Origin of the sequence: Pseudomonas sp. MG-9 (assembly GCF_018729515.1) — a bacterium.
In the GTDB taxonomy this organism is placed as follows: domain Bacteria; phylum Pseudomonadota; class Gammaproteobacteria; order Pseudomonadales; family Pseudomonadaceae; genus Aquipseudomonas; species Aquipseudomonas serboccidentalis.
The window spans coordinates 94029-112728 of the sequence record NZ_JAHHZH010000002.1; the positions used below are offsets into that span (position 1 = coordinate 94029).

Sequence of the window (18700 nt, forward strand, 5' to 3'; positions counted from 1 at the left end):
CAAGCAGGGGAGTTGGATAGGGGGCTCGCAATCGACCCAAGGAGAGCAGGCAGATGGCAAAGCGTATCCAGTTCCGCGCCCACGGCGGTCCCGAAGTGCTCGAGTATGTTGACTACGAACCTGCCGCACCCGGCCCGAATCAGGTACGGGTGGCGAACAAGGCGATCGGCCTGAACTTCATCGACACCTATTACCGCAGCGGTCTGTATGCACCGCCAGCCTTGCCATCCGGCCTCGGCGCTGAAGGCGCCGGCATCGTCGATGCGGTGGGCAGCGACGTCACCCGGTTCAAGGTTGGTGACCGCGTGGCGTACGGCAGCGGCCCATTGGGCGCCTACAGCGAGTTGCACGTCCTGCCCGAAGCCAATCTGGTGAAGCTGCCGGACGAGATCAGCTTCGACACCGCTGCCGGGGTCATGCTCAAGGGCCTCACCGTGCAGTACCTGCTGCGCCAGACCTATGACCTCAAGGCTGGCGAAACCATTCTGTTCCACGCGGCAGCCGGAGGCGTCGGTTCGCTGGCCTGCCAATGGGCCAAGGCACTGGGCGTAAAACTGATCGGCACCGTCAGCTCGAAGGAAAAAGCCGATCTGGCCAAGGCCAACGGCGCCTGGGCAACCATCGACTACAGCCATGAAAACGTCGCGCAGCGGGTGCTGGAGCTGACCGATGGCAAGAAAGTCCCGGTGGTGTACGACGGCGTCGGCAAGGACACCTGGCTGACCTCGCTCGACAGCGTGGCGCCGCGCGGCCTGGTGGTGAGCTTCGGCAATGCCTCCGGTGCGGTGGACGGAGTGAATCTGGGGATTCTTGCGGCCAAGGGTTCGCTGTACGTGACCCGCCCGACCTTGGCGACCTACGCCAACAACGCCGAAAACCTGCAGCGCATGGCCGACGAGCTGTTCGAGATGATCATCAGCGGCAAGATCAAGGTCGACATCAGCCAGCGTTACTCACTGGCTGATGCGGCGAAGGCGCAGACCGAACTGTCGGCGCGGCGCACCACCGGCTCGACCATCCTGCTGCCCTGATAAACCCTCGGCATCTTGCCAGTCAGGGTTTCAGAACCAGGCTGGCAAGACAGTTCGAACACCTTCAGAAACCCGGTGGATGACACACCAGCGGTTTTTGCACCAGATGGCCAACCGTGGCCTGATCAGGCTGTTGAACCGCCGCCAGGATCTGTCGCCATTCGGCGGACAACACCCAGTAATCACCGCGTGCGCGCTGTTCGATATGCAAAGGATTGGAAGCGATCGGCATCAGGCCGAAACGCTGGTAAAAGCGCAGCTGTTGTGACCTGCACAGCGCGGTGACGCCCTGATAACCACGTTTTATTGCCCACTCGACTGCGGCCGCCAGCAGACCGTTGACCGCGATGGGCAGTTGATTGGTCGAGTACGAAATCAAGCGGCTGAATTCGACATGGCGCGACAACGCCACCGTCGGAGAAACATGTTGCTGCGCCAGCGATACCCATTCGAACGGCGCCGGAGTCGCCCTCAATACCGCCAGCAGTTGATCGTGCCGATACAGCAGAAAATGCGTACTGCGCGACCTGATTGCCAGTTTGGTTTCGAGCATCCGCGCTCGCGACGTGAGCATGTAGTGCTGCAGTCGAAGTCGAAATTGCCGATCGATAAACCGATCGAACTCCTGGGTATCCGCCCCCGCTTCAAGCATCACGATACGGCAACCATCATGGTGACTCTTCAGCGTCACCTGAAGCGCCTGCAGGTAATCCGTGAGTTGCAAATCCGTAGTGTCCATTCTTTCTCCGCAGACCTTAACTTATCGAAGTGTTTCGAGTGCAGGGAAAGGATGGTTGCTTTTGGCAATTCCGCCACGGAAGGAGGTCTGATAATCAGGTGGGAAAAGTCAATGAATACGGGCAGTTAGCGACTTTTCCGACACGCGAACAAGCCCTGCTGCAGGATAAATCGCAGGCACGCGTAGGACTCCTCGCCATCAGGCCGAGGAGTACTCACATTGCAATCGTTTCAGGCCGGATCAGTCGGGACGAATGACCTTGCCGGTCACCAGATCACGGATCACGCTGGGGTTCTTGCGCCCGCCCAGTTGCCCGCCGAGGATCAGGTCGATCTGCCCACGAAAATACTGCTCGACGCGCAACCGCGTGCGCGCCGCCGGACGCCCCTGCGGGTTGGCCGAGGTCGAGATCAGCGGCCCGACCATCGAGCACAGATCCCGTACCTGCGGGTGATCGCTGACCCGCAGCGCCACGGTGTCGTGCACGCCTGTCACCCACTCCGGCAACAGGTTCTGATGCGGCACCAGCCAGGTATTCGGCCCCGGCCAGGTGCTGGACATGCGGTCGATCCACTCTTGCGGGAAGTCTTCGAACAGGAAATCGAACTGACGGATGTTGTCGGCGACCAGGATCAGGCCCTTGTCCACCGAACGGTTCTTGATCGCCAAGAGCCGATCCACCGCCTCCTCGTTCCACGGGTCGCAACCCAGCCCCCAGACGGCTTCGGTTGGATAGGCAATCACCGCCCCGGCGCGAATCTCTCGTGCGGCTTGTTGCACACGCCAACTGTTGACCATGAAAAAACTCTCCGCAAACAGGTTTTGCGCAGTTTACCGATCTTCCCTGTAAAACCTAGCGTGTCCTGGCCAGCCAGCGACCGTTTTCGCACACCGCACGGCCCTCCATTTCCAGCTCGGTGAGCGCTGCCAGAACTTTGGGCAACGCCCAGCCGCTGCTATCGGCCAACGCCTCACTGGTGTGCGGCGCGGCATGCAGCAGGTTCAGCAAGGGATGATCGGTGTTCGGCGAGTCTGTGGATAATGGCAAATGCTGCCAGCCGCGCAGGGCTTCGAGGATGTGCTCGATGGTTTCCACCAGCACCGCACCGTCGCGGATCAACTGGTGACAACCGCGCGCACCGGGGTGATGGATCGAGCCGGGAATCGCATACACCTCGCGCCCCTGTTCCGCTGCCAGCCGTGCGGTGATCAGCGAACCGCTGGCGACACTCGCCTCGACCACCAGCACGCCGAGGGACAAACCGCTGATGATCCGATTGCGCCGCGGAAAATTGCTCGCCGTCGGGCCGGCGTCCAGAGGAAACTCCGAAAGCACCGCACTGCCGGCAGCGATCATCGCCTCGGCCAGTCGTCGATTGCGCTGTGGATAAAATTTTTCCAGCCCGGTGCCGAGCACTCCGACGGTTTGCCCGCCGACGTCCAGCGCCGCTTGATGGGCGGCCGCATCGATACCCAGCGCCAGACCACTGGTGATGACAAAACCGGCCCCGGCCAGGCTGCGGGAAAACGCGGCGGCGGTGTCCATCCCCGGACGCGAAGCGCTACGACTGCCAACCATCGCCAGTTGCGGTTTTTCCAGAATCAGCGGATCCCCGGCCACGAACAACAGCGGCGGCGGGTCGGGTATCTGCGCCAGCAGCGCCGGGTAATCCGCTTGATCCCACATCAATAAATGCTGGTGCGGATGCTCTAGCCAGCGCAACGCATGGCTGGCGCCGTCGCGCACTTCGGGGCTGCGCCGAGCTTCGGCACACGTCGCCGGCAACCCCAGCGCACGCCAGGCACTGGCCGGCGCACTGATGGCTTTTGATGCTGAGCCAAAGGCTTCGAGCAGTTTGGCAAAGCGTTTCGGGCCGACATCCGGCAAACGGTGCAGGCGCAAACGCGCTTCCAGTTCCGCAGGGGAAACGGACGTACAGGCAGACAGCATCGTGGATCATCCTTGATCGTTATAAGTCCCGAACCATTCGGAACAAGCTGTGGATAACTCTGTTGGTAACTTGTTAAGCCTGCTAAGGGTTACGCACCTTGTCGAGCACCGCCAGCGAGCGTGAAGCGTTGAGGACAAGGCCGTAACTGAGCTTGTCGTAGGTGCGGAATACCATCAGCAATCCGGCCCGTTCGTCAGGAATTTTCAGTGGCTGGCCAGTGATCCGGTCGCGCACGGTTTCCCCGGTTTTCATCACCACCAACACATTGCCTTCGGCCAGGCCATCGCGCTTGCCCTTGTTCAGGGTGACCACGTCCATCACGCCGATCTGGGTGACGCCGCGTGGCACGTCGATGATCAAGCCATTGATCTGGGTGCTCGGAGCGCTGGGCATGAAGGTCGAGTTGATCGAGCGCTCTTCGCCGCTGAACAAGCGGTCGCCAAGACGCACCTCCTGCGTAGTGCGTTGCAGGGCGAGCGTGGCGACATCGCCTTCGGTGGCGACGATTTCGCCACCACCGATATCGTCGGCGTTGATCCCCAGGAACTCTTTGGTCTGCGGGTCGGTGTAAACCTTGCCCTGGCGGAAGATGCCGTACACCGGCTGGTTGGGGTCGAAATGGCCACGGGCGAAGATCCGGTCACCCGTGCCGCTGAGCACCCGCTCGGCGTCACCCGCGACGATGTACGGCGCCTTGTCGAAGTCTTCGGCCTTGTCGACGATGCGGTTGCTCAGCAGAAAACTGTTGATCGATTTCAGCGGAATGCTCGGAATCGCCTCGGCCACCGGGCTGGTGCGAATGCGCGGCGACAGTTTGATCGTGCCCCGTGACTCGCCACGGTTGAGGGTCAGTTGCGGCTGGCCATTGACGTAGCTGAGTGTCAGCGTGTCGCCGGGGTAGATCAGGTTGGGGTTTGCAATCTGCGGATTGGCCCGCCACAGCCGTGGCCACTGCCACGGCTCGCGCAGGTATTTGCCGGAAATGTCCCAGAGGGTATCTCCCGAAACCACGGTGTATTGCTGTGGAAAACCATCCCTGAGTTGCACTTGCCCTTGCGCAGCACCGGTCGAAGCCAGAAGCAGCAGGGCGAGTAGTGTTTTCCTCATGCAGCGAATCCCTTTATCATGTGCGTTCGCGTGAACCGTCAGAGCCCCCGTGGCTCGCTACTGCAAAATGCATTAGCTACGCTTCACAACGGTAGCCTGCATCTTCGGACCTGCCAGGCCATCGACCCGACTTTACTCAATACGTGCAGCAATCAGCCTATGGCCATTTTAAACATCCTCGAATTCCCGGACCCGCGTCTGCGTACTATCGCCAAGCCTGTGGCTGTAGTGGACGACGAAGTGCGTCAGTTGGTCGATGACATGTTTGAAACAATGTATGAAGCGCCAGGCATCGGCCTCGCCGCGACCCAGGTCAACGTGCACAAACGTATCGTCGTGATGGACCTTTCCGAAGACCGCACCGAACCGCGGGTGTTCATCAACCCCGAGTTCGAATCGCTGACCGACGAGATGGATCAGTACCAGGAAGGCTGCCTCTCGGTACCGGGTTTCTACGAAAACGTCGACCGCCCGCAGAAGGTCAAAATCAAGGCGCTGGACCGCGACGGCCAGCCCTACGAACTGATCGCCGAAGGCCTGCTCGCGGTGTGCATCCAGCACGAATGCGACCACCTCAACGGCAAGTTGTTCGTCGATTACCTGTCCACGCTCAAACGCGACCGGATCAAGAAGAAACTGGAAAAGCTCCATCGCCAGAACGCTTGATGCCCCTCTTCAAAGGCTTGCTGCGGCAAGCCTTTTTCTTTTTATGAGACTCCTTTCATGACTGAGCCACTGCGCATCGTTTTTGCCGGCACCCCGGAATTCGCCGCCGAGCACCTCAAGGCCCTGCTGAACAGCCCTTACGAGATCGTTGCGGTCTACACCCAACCGGATCGTCCGGCCGGTCGTGGGCAAAAACTGATGCCGAGCCCGGTTAAACAGTTGGCGCTGGAAAATAATATCCAGGTGTTACAGCCGCCGACTCTGCGTAACGCAGACGCTCAAGCCGAGCTGGCCGCGCTGAAGCCGGACTTGATGGTGGTGGTCGCCTACGGCCTGATCCTGCCGCAAGCGGTGCTGGATATTCCGCGCCTGGGCTGCATCAACAGTCACGCGTCGCTGCTGCCTCGCTGGCGCGGTGCCGCGCCGATCCAGCGCGCCGTGGAACACGGTGATGCCGAAAGCGGCGTAACCGTGATGCGCATGGAAGCGGGCCTGGATACCGGCCCGATGTTGCTCAAGGTCGTCACCCCGATCAGTGCCCAAGACACTGGCGGCACGCTGCACGACCGCCTCGCCGAAATGGGCCCGCCCGCCGTGGTCCAGGCGATTGCCGGCCTGGCGGCCGGAACCCTCGAAGGCGAAGTACAGAACGACGAACTCGCCACCTACGCCCACAAGCTGAACAAAGACGAAGCGCGCCTCGACTGGAGCCGCCCTGCGGTCGAGCTGGAGCGTCTGGTCCGCGCCTTCAATCCATGGCCGATCACCCACAGCACCCTCAACGGTGAAGCACTGAAAGTACTGGCCGCAACGCTCGCGCAAGGCAAAGGCGCGCCCGGCGAAGTGCTCAGCGCCAGCAAGGACGGCCTGATCGTCGCTTGCGGCGAGCAGGCGCTGTGCCTGACCCGCCTGCAACTGCCCGGCGGCAAGGCGCTGCACTTCAGCGACCTGTTCAACAGCCGCCGTGAGAAGTTCGCCGTCGGCACCGTGCTCGGCGCCGTGGTGGACGCGCAATGAACCCGCGTCTGGCCGCCGCCAAGGCACTCGCCGCTGTGCTCAGCGGCAAGGCTTCGCTGAACAGTTCGCTGCCGACGCAACTGGACAAGGTCGAAGACCGTGATCGCGGTTTCACCCAGGATCTGGCGTTTGGCACCGCGCGCTGGCAGCCACGTCTGTCGGCACTGGCCGAGAAGCTGTTGCAAAAGCCGTTCAAAGCCGCGGATGCCGACGTCGAAGCGCTGCTGCTGGTCGGCCTCTATCAATTGCTCTACACCCGCGTGCCGGCCCACGCCGCCATCGGTGAAACCGTGGGTTGCGCCGACAAGCTGAAAAAGCCTTGGGCCAAAGGCCTGCTCAATGCCGTGCTGCGCAACGCCCAGCGCGAAAGCGAGACGATTTTCGCCGAGCTGGAACGCGACCCGGTAGTGCGCACCGCTCACCCGCGCTGGCTGCAAAAATCCCTGAAAGCCTTCTGGCCGCAACAGTGGGAAGCGATCTGCGCCGCGAACAACGCGCACCCGCCGATGATTCTGCGGGTCAACCGTCGCCATCACAGCCGCGATGCTTACCTCGGTTTGCTGAGCGACGCCGGCATCGCCGCCGCGCCATGCGTTTACAGCCGCGACGGCATCGTTCTCGAAGCCGCCGCCGATGTGCGCAGCCTGCCGGGTTTCGCCGAAGGCTGGATCAGCGTGCAGGACGAAGCCGCGCAACTGGCCGCCGATTTGCTCGATCTGGCGCCGGGCCAGCGGGTGCTCGATGCCTGCTGCGCCCCGGGTGGCAAGACCTGCCACATCCTCGAAGCCGAACCGGCACTGGCCGGCGTGGTAGCGGTGGATCTGGAAGCCAAGCGACTGGTGCGGGTGAAGGAAAACCTAGAGCGGCTGGGCCTGAGTGCCGAGCTGATCGCTGCCGATGGCCGCGATACCGCGACCTGGTGGGACGGCAAGCCGTTCCAGCGCATTCTGCTCGACGCACCGTGTTCGGCCACCGGGGTAATCCGCCGTCATCCGGACATCAAGTTGACTCGTCAGCCGGACGACATCGTCGCCCTCGCGCAACTGCAAGGCGAGTTGCTCGACGCGATGTGGCAAACCCTCGAAGTCGGCGGCATCCTGCTGTACGCCACCTGCTCGACGCTACCGACCGAGAACACCGAAGTCATCGCCGCGTTCCTCGAACGCACGCCGGGTGCCCGCGAACTGGACCTGGCGACCACGGCCGGGATCAAACAGCCCCATGGTCGCCAATTGCTGGCCCAGCAGGGCGGCCATGACGGGTTCTACTACGCCAAGCTGATCAAGATCGCTGCCGCGCGCGGCTAAACGGATTCAATGGAGTGACTGGATGAAAATCATCATCCTCGGTGCGGGGCAGGTCGGCGGTTCGCTGGCCGAACACCTGGCCAGCGAAGCCAACGACATCACCGTGGTCGACACCGATGGCGAACGCCTGCGCGACCTCGGCGACCGTCTCGACATCCGCACCGTGCAGGGCCGCGGTTCGCTGCCATCGGTGCTGCGTCAGGCCGGCGCCGACGATGCCGACATGCTGGTGGCGGTGACCAACAGCGACGAGACCAACATGGTCGCGTGCCAGGTCGCCCATACGTTGTTCCACACCCCGACCAAAATCGCCCGGGTGCGCGAAGCGTCCTACCTCAATCGCGAAGAACAGCTGTTTCAGAACGAAGCGATTCCGGTCGATGTGCTGATCAGCCCCGAGCAAGTGGTGACCAACTACATCAAGCGTCTGATCCAGCACCCGGGCGCGTTGCAGGTGATCGACTTCGCCGAAGGCCAGGCACAACTGGTAGCGGTTCGCGCGTATTACGGCGGGCCGCTGGTGGGTCAGCAACTGCGCCAGTTGCGTGAGCACATGCCGAACGTCGAAACCCGCGTGGCCGCCATTTTCCGCCGCGATCGGCCGATCCTGCCCCAGGGCGATACGGTGATCGAGGCCGATGACGAAGTCTTCTTCATCGCCGCCCGTGAGAACATTCGCGCGGTGATGAGCGAAATGCGCCGCCTCGACGAAACCTACAAGCGCATCGTCATCGCCGGCGGCGGGCAGATCGGCGAGCGTCTGGCCGAGGCCATTGAAAGCCGCTACCAGGTGAAGATCATCGAGATGAACCCGGCACGCTGCCGCTATCTCTCCGACACCCTCGACAGCACCGTGGTGCTGCAGGGCAGTGCGTCGGACCGCGATCTGCTGCTGGAAGAGAACATTGCCGACGCTGATATCTTCCTCGCCCTGACCAACGATGACGAAGCCAACATCATGTCGTCGCTGCTGGCCAAACGGCTGGGGGCGAAGAAGGTCATGACGATCATCAACAACCCGGCCTACGTCGACCTGATCCAGGGCGGCGATATCGACATCGCCATCAGCCCGCAACTGGCGACCATCGGCACGCTGCTGGCGCACGTGCGCCGTGGCGATATCGTCAGCGTGCACTCATTGCGCCGCGGTGCGGCAGAAGCCATCGAGGCGATTGCCCACGGTGATGCGAAGTCGAGCAAGGTCATCGGCAAACCAATCGAGAAGATCGGCCTGCCACCGGGCACTACCATCGGCGCGGTCATTCGTAATGAACAAGTGATCATCGCCCACGATGACACGGTGATCGAAGCGGGCGACCATGTGATTCTGTTCCTTGTGGATAAAAAGCATATTCGCGATGTGGAGAAGCTGTTTCATGTGGGGTTGAGCTTCTTCTGATCCAGGTTACATGGTGATCAGACTGGCCCCTTCGCGAGCAGGCTCACTCCTACAAGGGAACGCATTCCAAATTGTAGGAGTGAGCCTGCTCGCGATAGCGCTCTCCCTATGCCAGACCCATCACTGACACGCCACAGTAAAGGAATCCACCCATGCTCGAATCCCTGGAAAAAATGCTCGCCAAGGGTGTGGATAACTCCCTGCTGCGCTTCGGTCTGGGTAAGGGCTATCTGGATTTGGGGGAAAATGCCAAGGCTGCCGAGCATTTTCAGCGCTGCGTAGGCTTCGATCCGAAGTATTCGGCGGCCTGGAAACTGCTGGGCAAGGCGCAGCAGGCGCTAGGCGATCACGCCGCCGCGCGTCAGGCGTGGGAACAGGGTCTGGAAGCCGCCCGCGCCCATGGCGACAAGCAGGCCGAAAAGGAAATGACGGTGTTTCTGAAGAAGCTCGACCGTCAGGCGCAATAAGTCAGCGGGCGTTGTTCACAGATAACGCAGGCCGATACCGTCAGCATCCACCGTCACCACTTCCATCCGTACCCGCGGCGCGCCTGTGGGTAAACCCTGCACCTGACCATAAACCACTGCGCCCTTGGGCAGCGAAGCCAGGCGCGGATGCTGGACATACACGCCGGTGGCCGACAGATTGCGCGTCTGACCCAGGCACTCGCCGAAGCTGTCGTGGGTGATCTTGATGCGAAACGATTTGCGTTGTTCGGACATCTGCTGCGCCCTTGAATGAACGGTTGTGGATAACCTTGCCGACAAGGTTATCCACAGATCATGCCAAGCACCTCAGCCACGACTCAGTACCAGCGCGCTTCGCCCGGCGGTCGCTTCTTGAAGCGCTTCATGCTCCACATGTACTGGCTCGGATACGCCGCCACATAACGCTCGACCACTTTGCTCATGGCCGCGCAGGACTCTGCGGTATCGGTGCTGTACATGGCCTCTGGCGCCGCTTCGAGGATCACTTTGTAGCCGGAACCGTCCGGCAGGCGCAGGGCGTGGAGGAACACGCCGACCGCTTTACCGCCGGCCAGCATGTTCGGCACGAATTTGCTGGTCAGCGCCTGGGTGGCGAAGAACGGCACGAAGATCCCGGCGGATTCGGCCGGTTCCGGGTCAGCAGGAATACCCACTGCACCACCCTTGCGCACTTCCTTGATGACGCTGAGGATGCCTTCCTTGGTCGACGCCGCGACTTTGTTGCCCAGTTGCACGCGCTGTTTGCGCAGCAACTCATCCACCGCCTTGAGCTTGGGCGGGCGATAGAAAATGATCGGTTTGCACTGGCTGCAATAGAAGTGGTTGAGCACTTCCCAGTTGCCCAGGTGGCTGGTGATGCCGACCACGCCTTTGCCCGAAGCCAATGCGTCCTTGAGGATGTCGAGGCCTTCGACTTCGCGCACCAGATCGATCGAACGCTGGGCCGGCCAGATCCACGCGCAGGCGCTTTCGGTCAGCGACTTGCCGATGTCTTTCAGGCTCTGGCCGACCAGACGCTCGCGCTCGGCCGGGTCCATCTGTGGAAAACACTTGGCGAGGTTGATCCGTACCACGTCGCGGGAACGGTTGGGGGTTTTCCACATGATCCAGCCGATTGCCGAACCCACGGCCTGTACGGCCCGCCATGGCAGCAGGGCAAACAGCCGCAGAGCGCCTACCAGCAAGGCGCCTTTAAACTTTTCCACAGGTCACTCCTGATCTTGTGCTGTGCGCGAGGCGGCCATTCTAACCGCCGTTGGCGAGCTGCGCGTAGCGGTCACAGTCCTGAGTGTGATCCATGACCATGCCCGAGGCCTGCATCAGCGCGTAACAAATGGTCGGTCCGACAAAGGTGAAGCCGGCCTTTTTCAGGCCCTTGCTCATTGCCAGCGCTTCGGGGGTGATCGCCGGGACTTCGCTGCGATCCTTGAAATGGTTGATGATCGGTTTGTCGCCGACAAACGACCAGAGGAATGCCACCGGGTCTTCCAGCGCCAGCCAGGCCTGGGCATTGCGCCGGGCGGCATTGAGTTTGAGGCGGTTGCGGATGATCCCGGGATCAAGCATCAGTTCGGCGATTTCCGCGTCACTCATCTGCGCCACACGCTGCACGTCGAAGCCGTACAGCACCTCGCGGTAGCGCTCGCGTTTGCGCAGCACGGTGATCCAGGACAGCCCGGCCTGGAACCCTTCAAGCAAAAGCAACTCGAACAAACCCTGCGCATCGCGTAGCGGCGCGCCCCACTCCTGATCGTGATAAGCCATGTACAGCGGATCTTCGGTACACCAAAAGCAGCGTGGCATAAGGCTCCAGGGGGTGGAGGTGCGACTGAATCGGGTATACTCCCGCTCTTTAAATCGCAGCCCAAGAAACAGGTGAATTTCGTGAGCCAGCCTACGCCAGCCGTGCGTACCTTCCAAGACTTGATCCTCGCGCTCCAGCAATACTGGGCCGAGCAAGGTTGTGTGGTACTTCAGCCCTACGATATGGAAGTAGGCGCCGGCACTTTCCACACCGCGACCTTCCTGCGCGCCATCGGCCCGGAAACCTGGAACGCCGCGTACGTGCAGCCAAGCCGCCGTCCGACTGACGGCCGTTACGGTGAAAACCCGAACCGTCTGCAGCACTACTATCAGTTCCAGGTAGTCCTGAAGCCGAACCCGGACAACTTCCAGGAACTGTACCTGGGCTCCCTCAAGCATGTCGGCCTCGACCCGCTGGTCCACGACATTCGCTTCGTCGAAGACAACTGGGAATCGCCGACCCTCGGCGCCTGGGGTCTGGGCTGGGAAGTCTGGCTCAACGGCATGGAAGTGACCCAGTTCACCTACTTCCAGCAGGCGGGCGGCATCGAGTGCTACCCGGTGACCGGCGAGATCACTTACGGTCTGGAGCGTCTGGCCATGTACCTGCAAGGCGTGGACTCGGTCTACGACCTGGTCTGGGCTGACGGTCCGTTCGGCAAGGTGACCTACGGCGACGTGTTCCACCAGAACGAAGTGGAGCAGTCCACTTACAACTTCGAACATGCCAACGTCGACAAACTGTTCGAACTGTTCGACTTCTATGAAAGCGAAGCCAAGCGCCTGATCGAACTCGACCAGCCGCTGCCGCTGCCGAGCTATGAAATGGTCCTGAAGGCGTCGCACACCTTCAACCTGCTGGATGCGCGCCGGGCAATCTCGGTGACCGCGCGTCAGCAATACATCCTGCGCGTACGCACCCTGGCGCGTTCCGTTGCGCAAGCCTACCTGCTGGCCCGCGCCAAGCTGGGCTTCCCGATGGCGACCCCGGACCTGCGTGACGAAGTACTGGCCAAGCTGGAGGCTGCACAATGAGTGCTCAAGATTTTCTGGTTGAACTGGGCACCGAAGAACTGCCGCCAAAAGCCCTTAACACCCTGGCTGAAGCGTTCCTCGCCGGTATCGACAAGGGCCTGCAAGCCGCGGGCCTGAGCTACGAGACCAAAACCGTCTACGCCGCACCGCGTCGTCTGGCTGTGCTGATCACTGCATTGGCCACCCAGCAGCCGGATCGCAGCATCAACCTCGACGGCCCGCCACGTCAGGCGGCATTCGATGCCGAAGGCAATCCGACTCAAGCGGCACTGGGCTTTGCCAAGAAGTGCGGCGTCGAGCTGAGCGAAATCGACCAGAGCGGTCCGAAACTGCGCTACAGCCAGAACATCGCCGGCAAGCCGACCACAAGCCTGCTGCCGACCATCGTCGAGGACTCGCTGAACGACCTGCCGATCCCGAAACGCATGCGTTGGGGTGCGCGCAAGGAAGAGTTCGTGCGTCCGACCCAGTGGCTGGTAATGCTGCTCGGTGACCAGGTCATCGACTGCACGATCCTCGCGCAGAAGGCTGGCCGTGATTCCCGTGGTCACCGCTTCCATCACCCGCAAAGCGTGCGCATCGGTTCGCCATCGAGCTACCTGGCCGACCTGCGTGCCGCTTATGTACTGGCCGACGCCAACGAGCGTCGCGAGATCATCAGCAAGCGCACCGAAGAACTGGCGACCCGTCAGGAAGGCACTGCAATCGTGCCACCGGCGCTGCTTGACGAAGTGACCGCCCTGGTCGAATGGCCGGTGCCGCTGGTGTGCTCGTTCGAGGAACGCTTCCTCGACGTGCCGCAAGAAGCGCTGATCACCACCATGCAGGACAACCAGAAGTATTTCTGCCTGCTGGATGCCGACGGCAAGTTGCTGCCACGGTTCATCACTGTGGCCAACATCGAAAGCAAAGATCCGCAGCAGATCATCGCCGGTAACGAGAAAGTGGTTCGCCCACGCCTGACCGACGCCGAGTTCTTCTTCAAGCAAGACAAGAAGCAGAAACTCGAAGCCTTCAATGATCGCCTGAAGAACGTGGTGTTCCAGGAAAAACTCGGCAGCGTCTACGACAAGGCCGAGCGCGTTTCCAGACTCGCCGCTTACATCGCCGCGCGCATTGGCGGCAACGCTTCGTGGGCGGCCCGCGCAGGCCTGCTGTCGAAGTGCGACCTGGCCACCGAGATGGTCGGCGAGTTCCCGGAGATGCAAGGTGTTGCCGGTTACTACTACGCCCTTAATGACGGCGAGCCGGAAGACGTCGCGCTGGCGCTGAACGAGCAGTACATGCCACGCGGTGCCGGTGCCGAATTGCCGGCGACCCTGACCGGTGCCGCTGTCGCGATCGCCGACAAGCTCGACACCCTGGTCGGTATCTTTGGTATCGGCATGCTGCCAACCGGCAGCAAAGACCCGTATGCCCTGCGCCGTGCGGCACTCGGCGTGCTGCGCATCCTGATCGAGAAACAGCTGGATCTGGACCTGAACGACGCCGTGGCCTTTGCCGTGAATGCGTTCGGTGCCAAGGTCAAGGCTGCCGGCCTGAATGATGCAGTGCTGGAATTCATCTTCGACCGCCTGCGTGCGCGTTACGAAGACGAAGGCGTGGATGTCGCGACCTATCTGTCGGTCCGTGCCCTGAAGCCAGGTTCGGCGCTGGACTTCGACCAGCGTGTGCAAGCGGTTCAGGCTTTCCGCAAACTGCCGGAAGCGGCAGCGCTGGCGGCGGTCAACAAACGGGTATCGAACCTGTTGAGCAAGGTTGAAGGCTCGGTACCGACCGTGGTCGAGGCCAAGTACTTCGACAATGCCAACGAGTTCTCGCTGTACTCGGCGATCCAGCAGGCCGATCAGGCTGTGCAGCCAATGGCCGCGGCGCGTCAGTACAACGAATCGCTGGCCCGCCTGGCTGCCCTGCGCGAACCGGTGGACGCGTTCTTCGACGCTGTGATGGTCAATGCCGAAGACGCCAAGGTCCGGGCCAACCGCTACGCGCTGCTGGCGCGTTTGCGTGGCCTGTTCCTCGGTGTGGCCGACATTTCGCTGCTGGGTTGAGGGACTGCTGTTGAAACTGCTGATTCTCGATCGGGACGGAGTGATCAATTACGACTCCGACGCTTACATCAAGTCGGTGGAGGAGTGGATTCCACTGCCCGGCTCGATCGAGGCGATTGCGCAGTTGAGCAAGGCCGGCTGGACGGTGGCGGTCGCCACCAACCAGTCGGGCATTGCTCGCGGCTATTACGACCTCGCCACCCTCGATGCCATGCACGCGCGCTTGCGCGAGCTGGTGGCGGAGCAGGGCGGTGAAGTCGGGCTGATCGTGTATTGCCCGCATGGTCCGGACGAGGGTTGCGATTGCCGCAAGCCTAAACCGGGCATGTTGAAAACCATCGCGGCGCATTACAACGTGGCGCTGACGAATGTCTGGTTCGTCGGCGACAGCCTTGGTGACCTGGAGGCCGCCAAAGCCGTCGATTCACAGCCCGTTTTGGTAAAGACCGGGAAAGGCGAAAAGACTCAGGCCAAGACCCTTCCGGTCGGCACCCTGATTTTTGACGATCTGGCGGCGATTGCCGCAGAACTTATCCACAACTAGAGTGCTTCTGAAGTTCCTGACCAGGGATTGATCGGGAGTGCGCTTGAACAGTCGGGCATTGCCCGTAACGGTAAACGTCGCCATGTCGATACTGCAGGCCATCAGAATTTTTCTCTTTTACCTGCTGCTGGGCACCACTGCCTTGCTGTGGTGCAGCCTGAGCTTTTTTATCGCGCCCTTTCTGCCGTTCAAGGCGCGTTATCGTTTTATCAATGTGTACTGGTGTCGTTGCGCCTTGTGGTTGACCAAGGTGTTTCTCGGCATTCGTTATGAGGTGAAGGGCGCGGAAAACGTGCCGGACCGGCCCTGTGTGATTCAGTCGAACCACCAGAGCACCTGGGAGACGTTCTTTCTCTCCGCTTATTTCTCGCCCTTGAGCCAGGTGCTCAAGCGCGAATTGCTGTACGTGCCGTTCTTCGGCTGGGCGATGGCCATGTTGCGACCGATCGCGATTGACCGCGACAACCCGAAAGCCGCGCTCAAGCAAGTCGCGGCCAAAGGCGACGAGCTGCTCAAGGACAACGTCTGGGTACTGATCTTCCCTGAAGGTACCCGCGTTCCCTACGGCACGATCGGCAAATTTTCCCGCAGTGGCAGCGCATTGTCCGTGAATGCGGCGCTTCCGGTACTGCCGATTGCACACAATGCCGGCAAGTTCTGGCCGAAAATCGGCTGGGGCAAGCAGCAAGGCGTGATCACCGTGGTCATCGGTGAGCCGATGTACGCCGAAGGCACTGGCCCACGCGCCATTGCCGACCTGAACGATCGGGTGCAAGCCTGGAACGAACAGGCTCAGCGCGAAATGGGTTCCCTGCCACCGGCTCCGCAGGCCCCGGCGGCAAATGACCAGATGGCTGTCTGAGATTTTGTGGATAACCTGTGTACGGTTTTGTTGAAAAGGCCTGAATATTCAAAGTAACTGATTGATTTACTTATATATTTCTCAAGCTCATAAAACACCGTAAAACGTGCATAAGTTTTTTTCGGAAGTAAAAAAACCGGCTGATATAGCCGGTTTTTTTGTGCTCGTTCACTCAGCAATCAGCGGTAGCCGGAGCCGGAAGGTCGTGCCCTGATTGACCACGCTCTGGCACTCGATGCTACCGCCGTGATGATCAATCACAGCCTTGACCATCGACAGCCCCAGGCCGACGCCATCGATCCCCTGCGCCGATGAAAAGCGCCGGTACTGGGTGAACAGATCCGGCAGTTCCCCGGCGGCAATGCCTTTGCCCCGATCGGTCAATTCACAGCACAGCCAATTACCCTGGCAACTGACGTTCAACCGAATCGTGGTGCCGGCCGGGCTGTACTTGATCGCGTTTTCCAGCAGGTTGAACAAGGCACGGGTCAACAGGCCCTGGTCGGCCAGGATCAGTCGTTCCTGGGATGGCTCATCCATCGCCTGCAGCAATTTGATGTCTTTCTGCTGGGCGATGGGCAGGGCCTGATCCAGCACGTCCAGCACCAGCATCGCGAACAGGCTGGGCTGAAACTGATAAGCCTCGGATTCCGCCCGTGCTAGCGACACGAAACCATCGGTCAGATCCAGCGCACGACGCACCTGTCGCTCGATCTGCTCGAACAGTGGGGAATCCGCGCCGGCCTGATGGCGATGCACATCCAGCAAAGCGAGGATTGCCGAATGCGGGGCACGCAAATCGTGGGAGAGGAAACGCAGCAAAACCCCGCGCTGTTCTTCAGCGGCGCGCTCGGCGCTGAGGTCGGTGAGACTCAGCAGCCAGCCGATCGGCGTATCGCCGTCCACCGGCAGCAATGCCGCGCGTTCCAGACGCAGGCTGCGTTCCTTGTGATCACGAAACTCCAGCAGGGGCAGGGCTGATAACGCCGGACGCGTTTCTGTGGATAATTCCGGATAGGCGAGGCGGGCCAGTTGCTCGAGCACATCGTCACCGACCAGAGGGTGATCGAACAGTACGCGGGCCTTGCGGTTGCCCAGCAGAATCTTCCCTTGGGGGTCGCTGATCAGCGTCGCCACCGGCAGGTATTCCAGGCCGTCGGCTATAAAGCGGCGGGTGTCGCGGGTGCGGCTCATGGCCTGTTCAAGCGCCATGATCTGCCCCTGCAACTGGTCAGCGCTGGTGAATTGCGCGCGGCGACGTTCCGGAAAGACTTTCGGCTCGCGGTCCAGCCGCGCCAGTTCCCAGCCAAAGTACGTCAGCACCACGCTCAGGCGCCGCCAGTTCCAGATCAGATAGCCGAACAACATGCCAAGCGCTGCCGGAGTCGGTGACCACCAATGCCGGACTTCCGCCAACCCGGCGCTGGTCAGCAACACACACGCCACCCCGCCCAGCGTCACCCAGATCGCCCAGCGCGGGCGCCACAGCAGCATCCCGAGGACACACGCCACCAGGGCCACCGAGAGCACCGCGCTCCAGGCCGGAACCACGTCGTGCAGATTGATCTGGGCGCGATACGACAACAGCGCAGTCAGCGGCAACAGCACTAGACTTATCCACAACCACTCACGCACCAGCCGCCGAAACAGGCGCTGGACCTGACTCGGCTCGCGGCTTTCACGCCGGCGCGGGTTATTCATGGCAAACAGGGCAGGGGGCAGTGAATGGTTTCATGGGCCACAGGTCTGAGGACGTAGATCCGAAGAATCATAGCGGACGTCGACCGACGGCGGACGGCTTACTTTCACCGCACAGGCCAAGCCGTTATGGTTTCCGGCCACTGCCCAAGCAACAAGGAACCCACGCGTATGCGCGTTGCGATACTGGACGATGAACCCGCCGAACTGCGCCGGGTCGAGCAAACCCTGCAGCAAATGGCGGCCGTGGGCGACCAGCCATGGTCGCTGCACAGCTTTGAACGGGGTGAGGACCTGCTGCGCCAGTTGCGCCGGGACACTTTCGACCTGCTGATCCTCGACTGGCAATTGCCCGACCTGAGCGGCCTCGCACTGCTGCGCTGGACCCGTGAACACATGGAGTCGCCGCCCGCCGCGATCATGCTGACCAGCCGCGACGGCGAAAGCGATATCGTCCAGGCCCTGAACGCTGGTGCCGACGATTACGTCAGCAAACCGTTCCGCCCCAACGAGCTGAAAGCCCGAGTCGCCGCCGTACTGCGCCGGCACAACCAGCAACGCAGTACCACCACCGAGGTGCTGAGCTTCAATGACCTGACCTTCGACGATGCCGAGCTGACCGTCACCCGCGAGGGTAAGGCAGTGGTCATGACGGAGCGTGAATACCGCTTGGCGCGGTGCCTGTTCAGTAACCTGGGTCGGCCGCTGTCGCGGGAGTACTTGTACGAGCGCTTCTGGCCCCATGAAGAAGTGGTCTCGTCGCGACCGCTGGATACGCACATCTATCGCCTGCGCAACAAACTGGGGCTGACGGCGGACCGGGGTTGGCAGTTGCTGACGATTTATGGGTATGGGTATCGGTTGGAGAGTGTGACGGTTGCGTCCGAGTAAAAATCAAAAGATCGCAGCCTGCGGCAGCGCCTACATGGATTACCGGTAGGAGCTGCCGCAGGCTGCGATCTTTTGATCTGCCAATAAAAAGGCCAACGCTTGTGCGTTGG

General features: G+C 61.3%; 19 protein-coding genes. 11 read left to right on the forward strand and 8 right to left on the reverse strand.

Translation table 11 applies throughout. The features are described 5' to 3' along the window. Positions 1-53: 53 nt before the first annotated feature. Complete coding sequence (locus KKQ10_RS05105; RefSeq protein WP_127649462.1) at positions 54-1031, forward strand: quinone oxidoreductase family protein; 978 nt, start codon at positions 54-56, stop codon at positions 1029-1031. Positions 1032-1095: 64 nt separating this feature from the next. Here KKQ10_RS05105 and KKQ10_RS05110 read toward each other — a convergent pair whose 3' ends face one another. From KKQ10_RS05110 to KKQ10_RS05125, 4 genes are all read right to left on the reverse strand, one after another. Continuing rightward, positions 1096-1770, reverse strand: a complete 675-nt coding sequence (locus KKQ10_RS05110; RefSeq protein ID WP_215500444.1) for a GNAT family N-acetyltransferase — start codon at positions 1768-1770, stop codon at positions 1096-1098. A gap of 240 nt (positions 1771-2010) precedes the next feature. Then, on the reverse strand, positions 2011-2568 hold the full coding sequence (gene tsaC, locus KKQ10_RS05115; protein ID WP_127649466.1) for an L-threonylcarbamoyladenylate synthase type 1 TsaC: 558 nt from the start codon (positions 2566-2568) through the stop codon (positions 2011-2013). Positions 2569-2623: 55 nt separating this feature from the next. Continuing rightward, entirely contained in the window at positions 2624-3721 is a 1098-nt protein-coding gene (gene dprA / locus KKQ10_RS05120) for a DNA-processing protein DprA (protein ID WP_215500445.1), read from the reverse strand. Between the two features lie 82 nt (positions 3722-3803). Then, entirely contained in the window at positions 3804-4829 is a 1026-nt protein-coding gene (locus tag KKQ10_RS05125) for a LysM peptidoglycan-binding domain-containing protein (protein WP_215500446.1), read from the reverse strand. Between the two features lie 159 nt (positions 4830-4988). Between KKQ10_RS05125 and def the strand changes: the two genes are divergently transcribed. The 5 genes from def to KKQ10_RS05150 all read left to right on the forward strand — a co-directional run bounded on the left by def (position 4989) and on the right by KKQ10_RS05150 (position 9685). After that, positions 4989-5495: a peptide deformylase gene (gene def, locus KKQ10_RS05130; RefSeq protein WP_027610272.1), complete on the forward strand. Its 507-nt coding sequence runs from the start codon at positions 4989-4991 to the stop codon at positions 5493-5495. 57 nt (positions 5496-5552) lie between these two features. Next, the gene (gene fmt, locus KKQ10_RS05135; protein ID WP_215500447.1) at positions 5553-6512 is read left to right on the forward strand and encodes a methionyl-tRNA formyltransferase; all 960 of its coding nucleotides are present in this window, start codon (positions 5553-5555) and stop codon (positions 6510-6512) included. After that, the gene (gene rsmB, locus KKQ10_RS05140; protein WP_215500448.1) at positions 6509-7819 is read left to right on the forward strand and encodes a 16S rRNA (cytosine(967)-C(5))-methyltransferase RsmB; all 1311 of its coding nucleotides are present in this window, start codon (positions 6509-6511) and stop codon (positions 7817-7819) included. Before fmt ends, rsmB begins: the two co-directional genes overlap by 4 nt. A gap of 22 nt (positions 7820-7841) precedes the next feature. Further along, a complete protein-coding gene (gene trkA, locus KKQ10_RS05145) occupies positions 7842-9218 on the forward strand; it encodes a Trk system potassium transporter TrkA (protein ID WP_127649476.1) in 1377 nt (458 codons plus the stop codon). Between the two features lie 152 nt (positions 9219-9370). Continuing rightward, complete coding sequence (locus tag KKQ10_RS05150; protein ID WP_127649478.1) at positions 9371-9685, forward strand: tetratricopeptide repeat protein; 315 nt, start codon at positions 9371-9373, stop codon at positions 9683-9685. A gap of 15 nt (positions 9686-9700) precedes the next feature. Here KKQ10_RS05150 and KKQ10_RS05155 read toward each other — a convergent pair whose 3' ends face one another. The 3 genes from KKQ10_RS05155 to KKQ10_RS05165 form a co-directional block, all read right to left on the reverse strand. Further along, on the reverse strand, positions 9701-9940 hold the full coding sequence (locus KKQ10_RS05155) for a PilZ domain-containing protein (RefSeq protein WP_127649480.1): 240 nt from the start codon (positions 9938-9940) through the stop codon (positions 9701-9703). A gap of 83 nt (positions 9941-10023) precedes the next feature. Continuing rightward, complete coding sequence (locus KKQ10_RS05160; RefSeq protein WP_083367454.1) at positions 10024-10911, reverse strand: lysophospholipid acyltransferase; 888 nt, start codon at positions 10909-10911, stop codon at positions 10024-10026. A gap of 40 nt (positions 10912-10951) precedes the next feature. After that, entirely contained in the window at positions 10952-11509 is a 558-nt protein-coding gene (locus tag KKQ10_RS05165) for a DNA-3-methyladenine glycosylase I (RefSeq protein WP_127649484.1), read from the reverse strand. An 81-nt stretch (positions 11510-11590) separates the two neighbouring features. Here KKQ10_RS05165 and glyQ point away from each other — a divergent pair, with 81 nt between their 5' ends. From glyQ to KKQ10_RS05185, 4 genes are all read left to right on the forward strand, one after another. Further along, positions 11591-12544, forward strand: a complete 954-nt coding sequence (gene glyQ, locus KKQ10_RS05170) for a glycine--tRNA ligase subunit alpha (protein WP_003187265.1) — start codon at positions 11591-11593, stop codon at positions 12542-12544. Beyond that, positions 12541-14595, forward strand: coding sequence for a glycine--tRNA ligase subunit beta (gene glyS, locus KKQ10_RS05175; protein WP_127649486.1), 2055 nt, complete (start codon positions 12541-12543; stop codon positions 14593-14595). The genes glyQ and glyS overlap by 4 nt, the downstream gene beginning before the upstream one ends. Before the next feature lie 4 nt (positions 14596-14599). After that, positions 14600-15139: a D-glycero-beta-D-manno-heptose 1,7-bisphosphate 7-phosphatase gene (gene gmhB / locus KKQ10_RS05180; protein ID WP_215500761.1), complete on the forward strand. Its 540-nt coding sequence runs from the start codon at positions 14600-14602 to the stop codon at positions 15137-15139. An 82-nt stretch (positions 15140-15221) separates the two neighbouring features. After that, positions 15222-16001, forward strand: coding sequence for a lysophospholipid acyltransferase family protein (locus KKQ10_RS05185; RefSeq protein ID WP_215500449.1), 780 nt, complete (start codon positions 15222-15224; stop codon positions 15999-16001). A gap of 168 nt (positions 16002-16169) precedes the next feature. Here the strand turns inward: KKQ10_RS05185 and KKQ10_RS05190 are convergent, their stop codons facing one another. Further along, on the reverse strand, positions 16170-17702 hold the full coding sequence (locus KKQ10_RS05190) for a sensor histidine kinase (protein ID WP_215500450.1): 1533 nt from the start codon (positions 17700-17702) through the stop codon (positions 16170-16172). 168 nt (positions 17703-17870) lie between these two features. Between KKQ10_RS05190 and KKQ10_RS05195 the strand changes: the two genes are divergently transcribed. Continuing rightward, on the forward strand, positions 17871-18590 hold the full coding sequence (locus KKQ10_RS05195) for a response regulator transcription factor (RefSeq protein ID WP_215500451.1): 720 nt from the start codon (positions 17871-17873) through the stop codon (positions 18588-18590). Positions 18591-18700 lie beyond the last annotated feature (110 nt).

Excerpts from the sequence above, each read along its gene's own strand:
- KKQ10_RS05155 (WP_127649480.1), bottom strand. The coding sequence starts at position 9,940 with ATGTCCGAACAACGCAAATCGTTTCGCATCAAGATCACCCACGACAGC.
- rsmB (WP_215500448.1), top strand. The coding sequence starts at position 6,509 with ATGAACCCGCGTCTGGCCGCCGCCAAGGCACTCGCCGCTGTGCTCAGC.
- def (WP_027610272.1), top strand. The coding sequence starts at position 4,989 with ATGGCCATTTTAAACATCCTCGAATTCCCGGACCCGCGTCTGCGTACT.
- tsaC (WP_127649466.1), bottom strand. The coding sequence starts at position 2,568 with ATGGTCAACAGTTGGCGTGTGCAACAAGCCGCACGAGAGATTCGCGCC.
- KKQ10_RS05165 (WP_127649484.1), bottom strand. The coding sequence starts at position 11,509 with ATGCCACGCTGCTTTTGGTGTACCGAAGATCCGCTGTACATGGCTTAT.
- KKQ10_RS05110 (WP_215500444.1), bottom strand. The coding sequence starts at position 1,770 with ATGGACACTACGGATTTGCAACTCACGGATTACCTGCAGGCGCTTCAG.
- KKQ10_RS05105 (WP_127649462.1), top strand. The coding sequence starts at position 54 with ATGGCAAAGCGTATCCAGTTCCGCGCCCACGGCGGTCCCGAAGTGCTC.
- glyS (WP_127649486.1), top strand. The coding sequence starts at position 12,541 with ATGAGTGCTCAAGATTTTCTGGTTGAACTGGGCACCGAAGAACTGCCG.
- KKQ10_RS05185 (WP_215500449.1), top strand. The coding sequence starts at position 15,222 with ATGTCGATACTGCAGGCCATCAGAATTTTTCTCTTTTACCTGCTGCTG.
- KKQ10_RS05195 (WP_215500451.1), top strand. The coding sequence starts at position 17,871 with ATGCGCGTTGCGATACTGGACGATGAACCCGCCGAACTGCGCCGGGTC.
- dprA (WP_215500445.1), bottom strand. The coding sequence starts at position 3,721 with ATGCTGTCTGCCTGTACGTCCGTTTCCCCTGCGGAACTGGAAGCGCGT.
- KKQ10_RS05190 (WP_215500450.1), bottom strand. The coding sequence starts at position 17,702 with ATGAATAACCCGCGCCGGCGTGAAAGCCGCGAGCCGAGTCAGGTCCAG.
- KKQ10_RS05125 (WP_215500446.1), bottom strand. The coding sequence starts at position 4,829 with ATGAGGAAAACACTACTCGCCCTGCTGCTTCTGGCTTCGACCGGTGCT.
- KKQ10_RS05150 (WP_127649478.1), top strand. The coding sequence starts at position 9,371 with ATGCTCGAATCCCTGGAAAAAATGCTCGCCAAGGGTGTGGATAACTCC.
- fmt (WP_215500447.1), top strand. The coding sequence starts at position 5,553 with ATGACTGAGCCACTGCGCATCGTTTTTGCCGGCACCCCGGAATTCGCC.
- trkA (WP_127649476.1), top strand. The coding sequence starts at position 7,842 with ATGAAAATCATCATCCTCGGTGCGGGGCAGGTCGGCGGTTCGCTGGCC.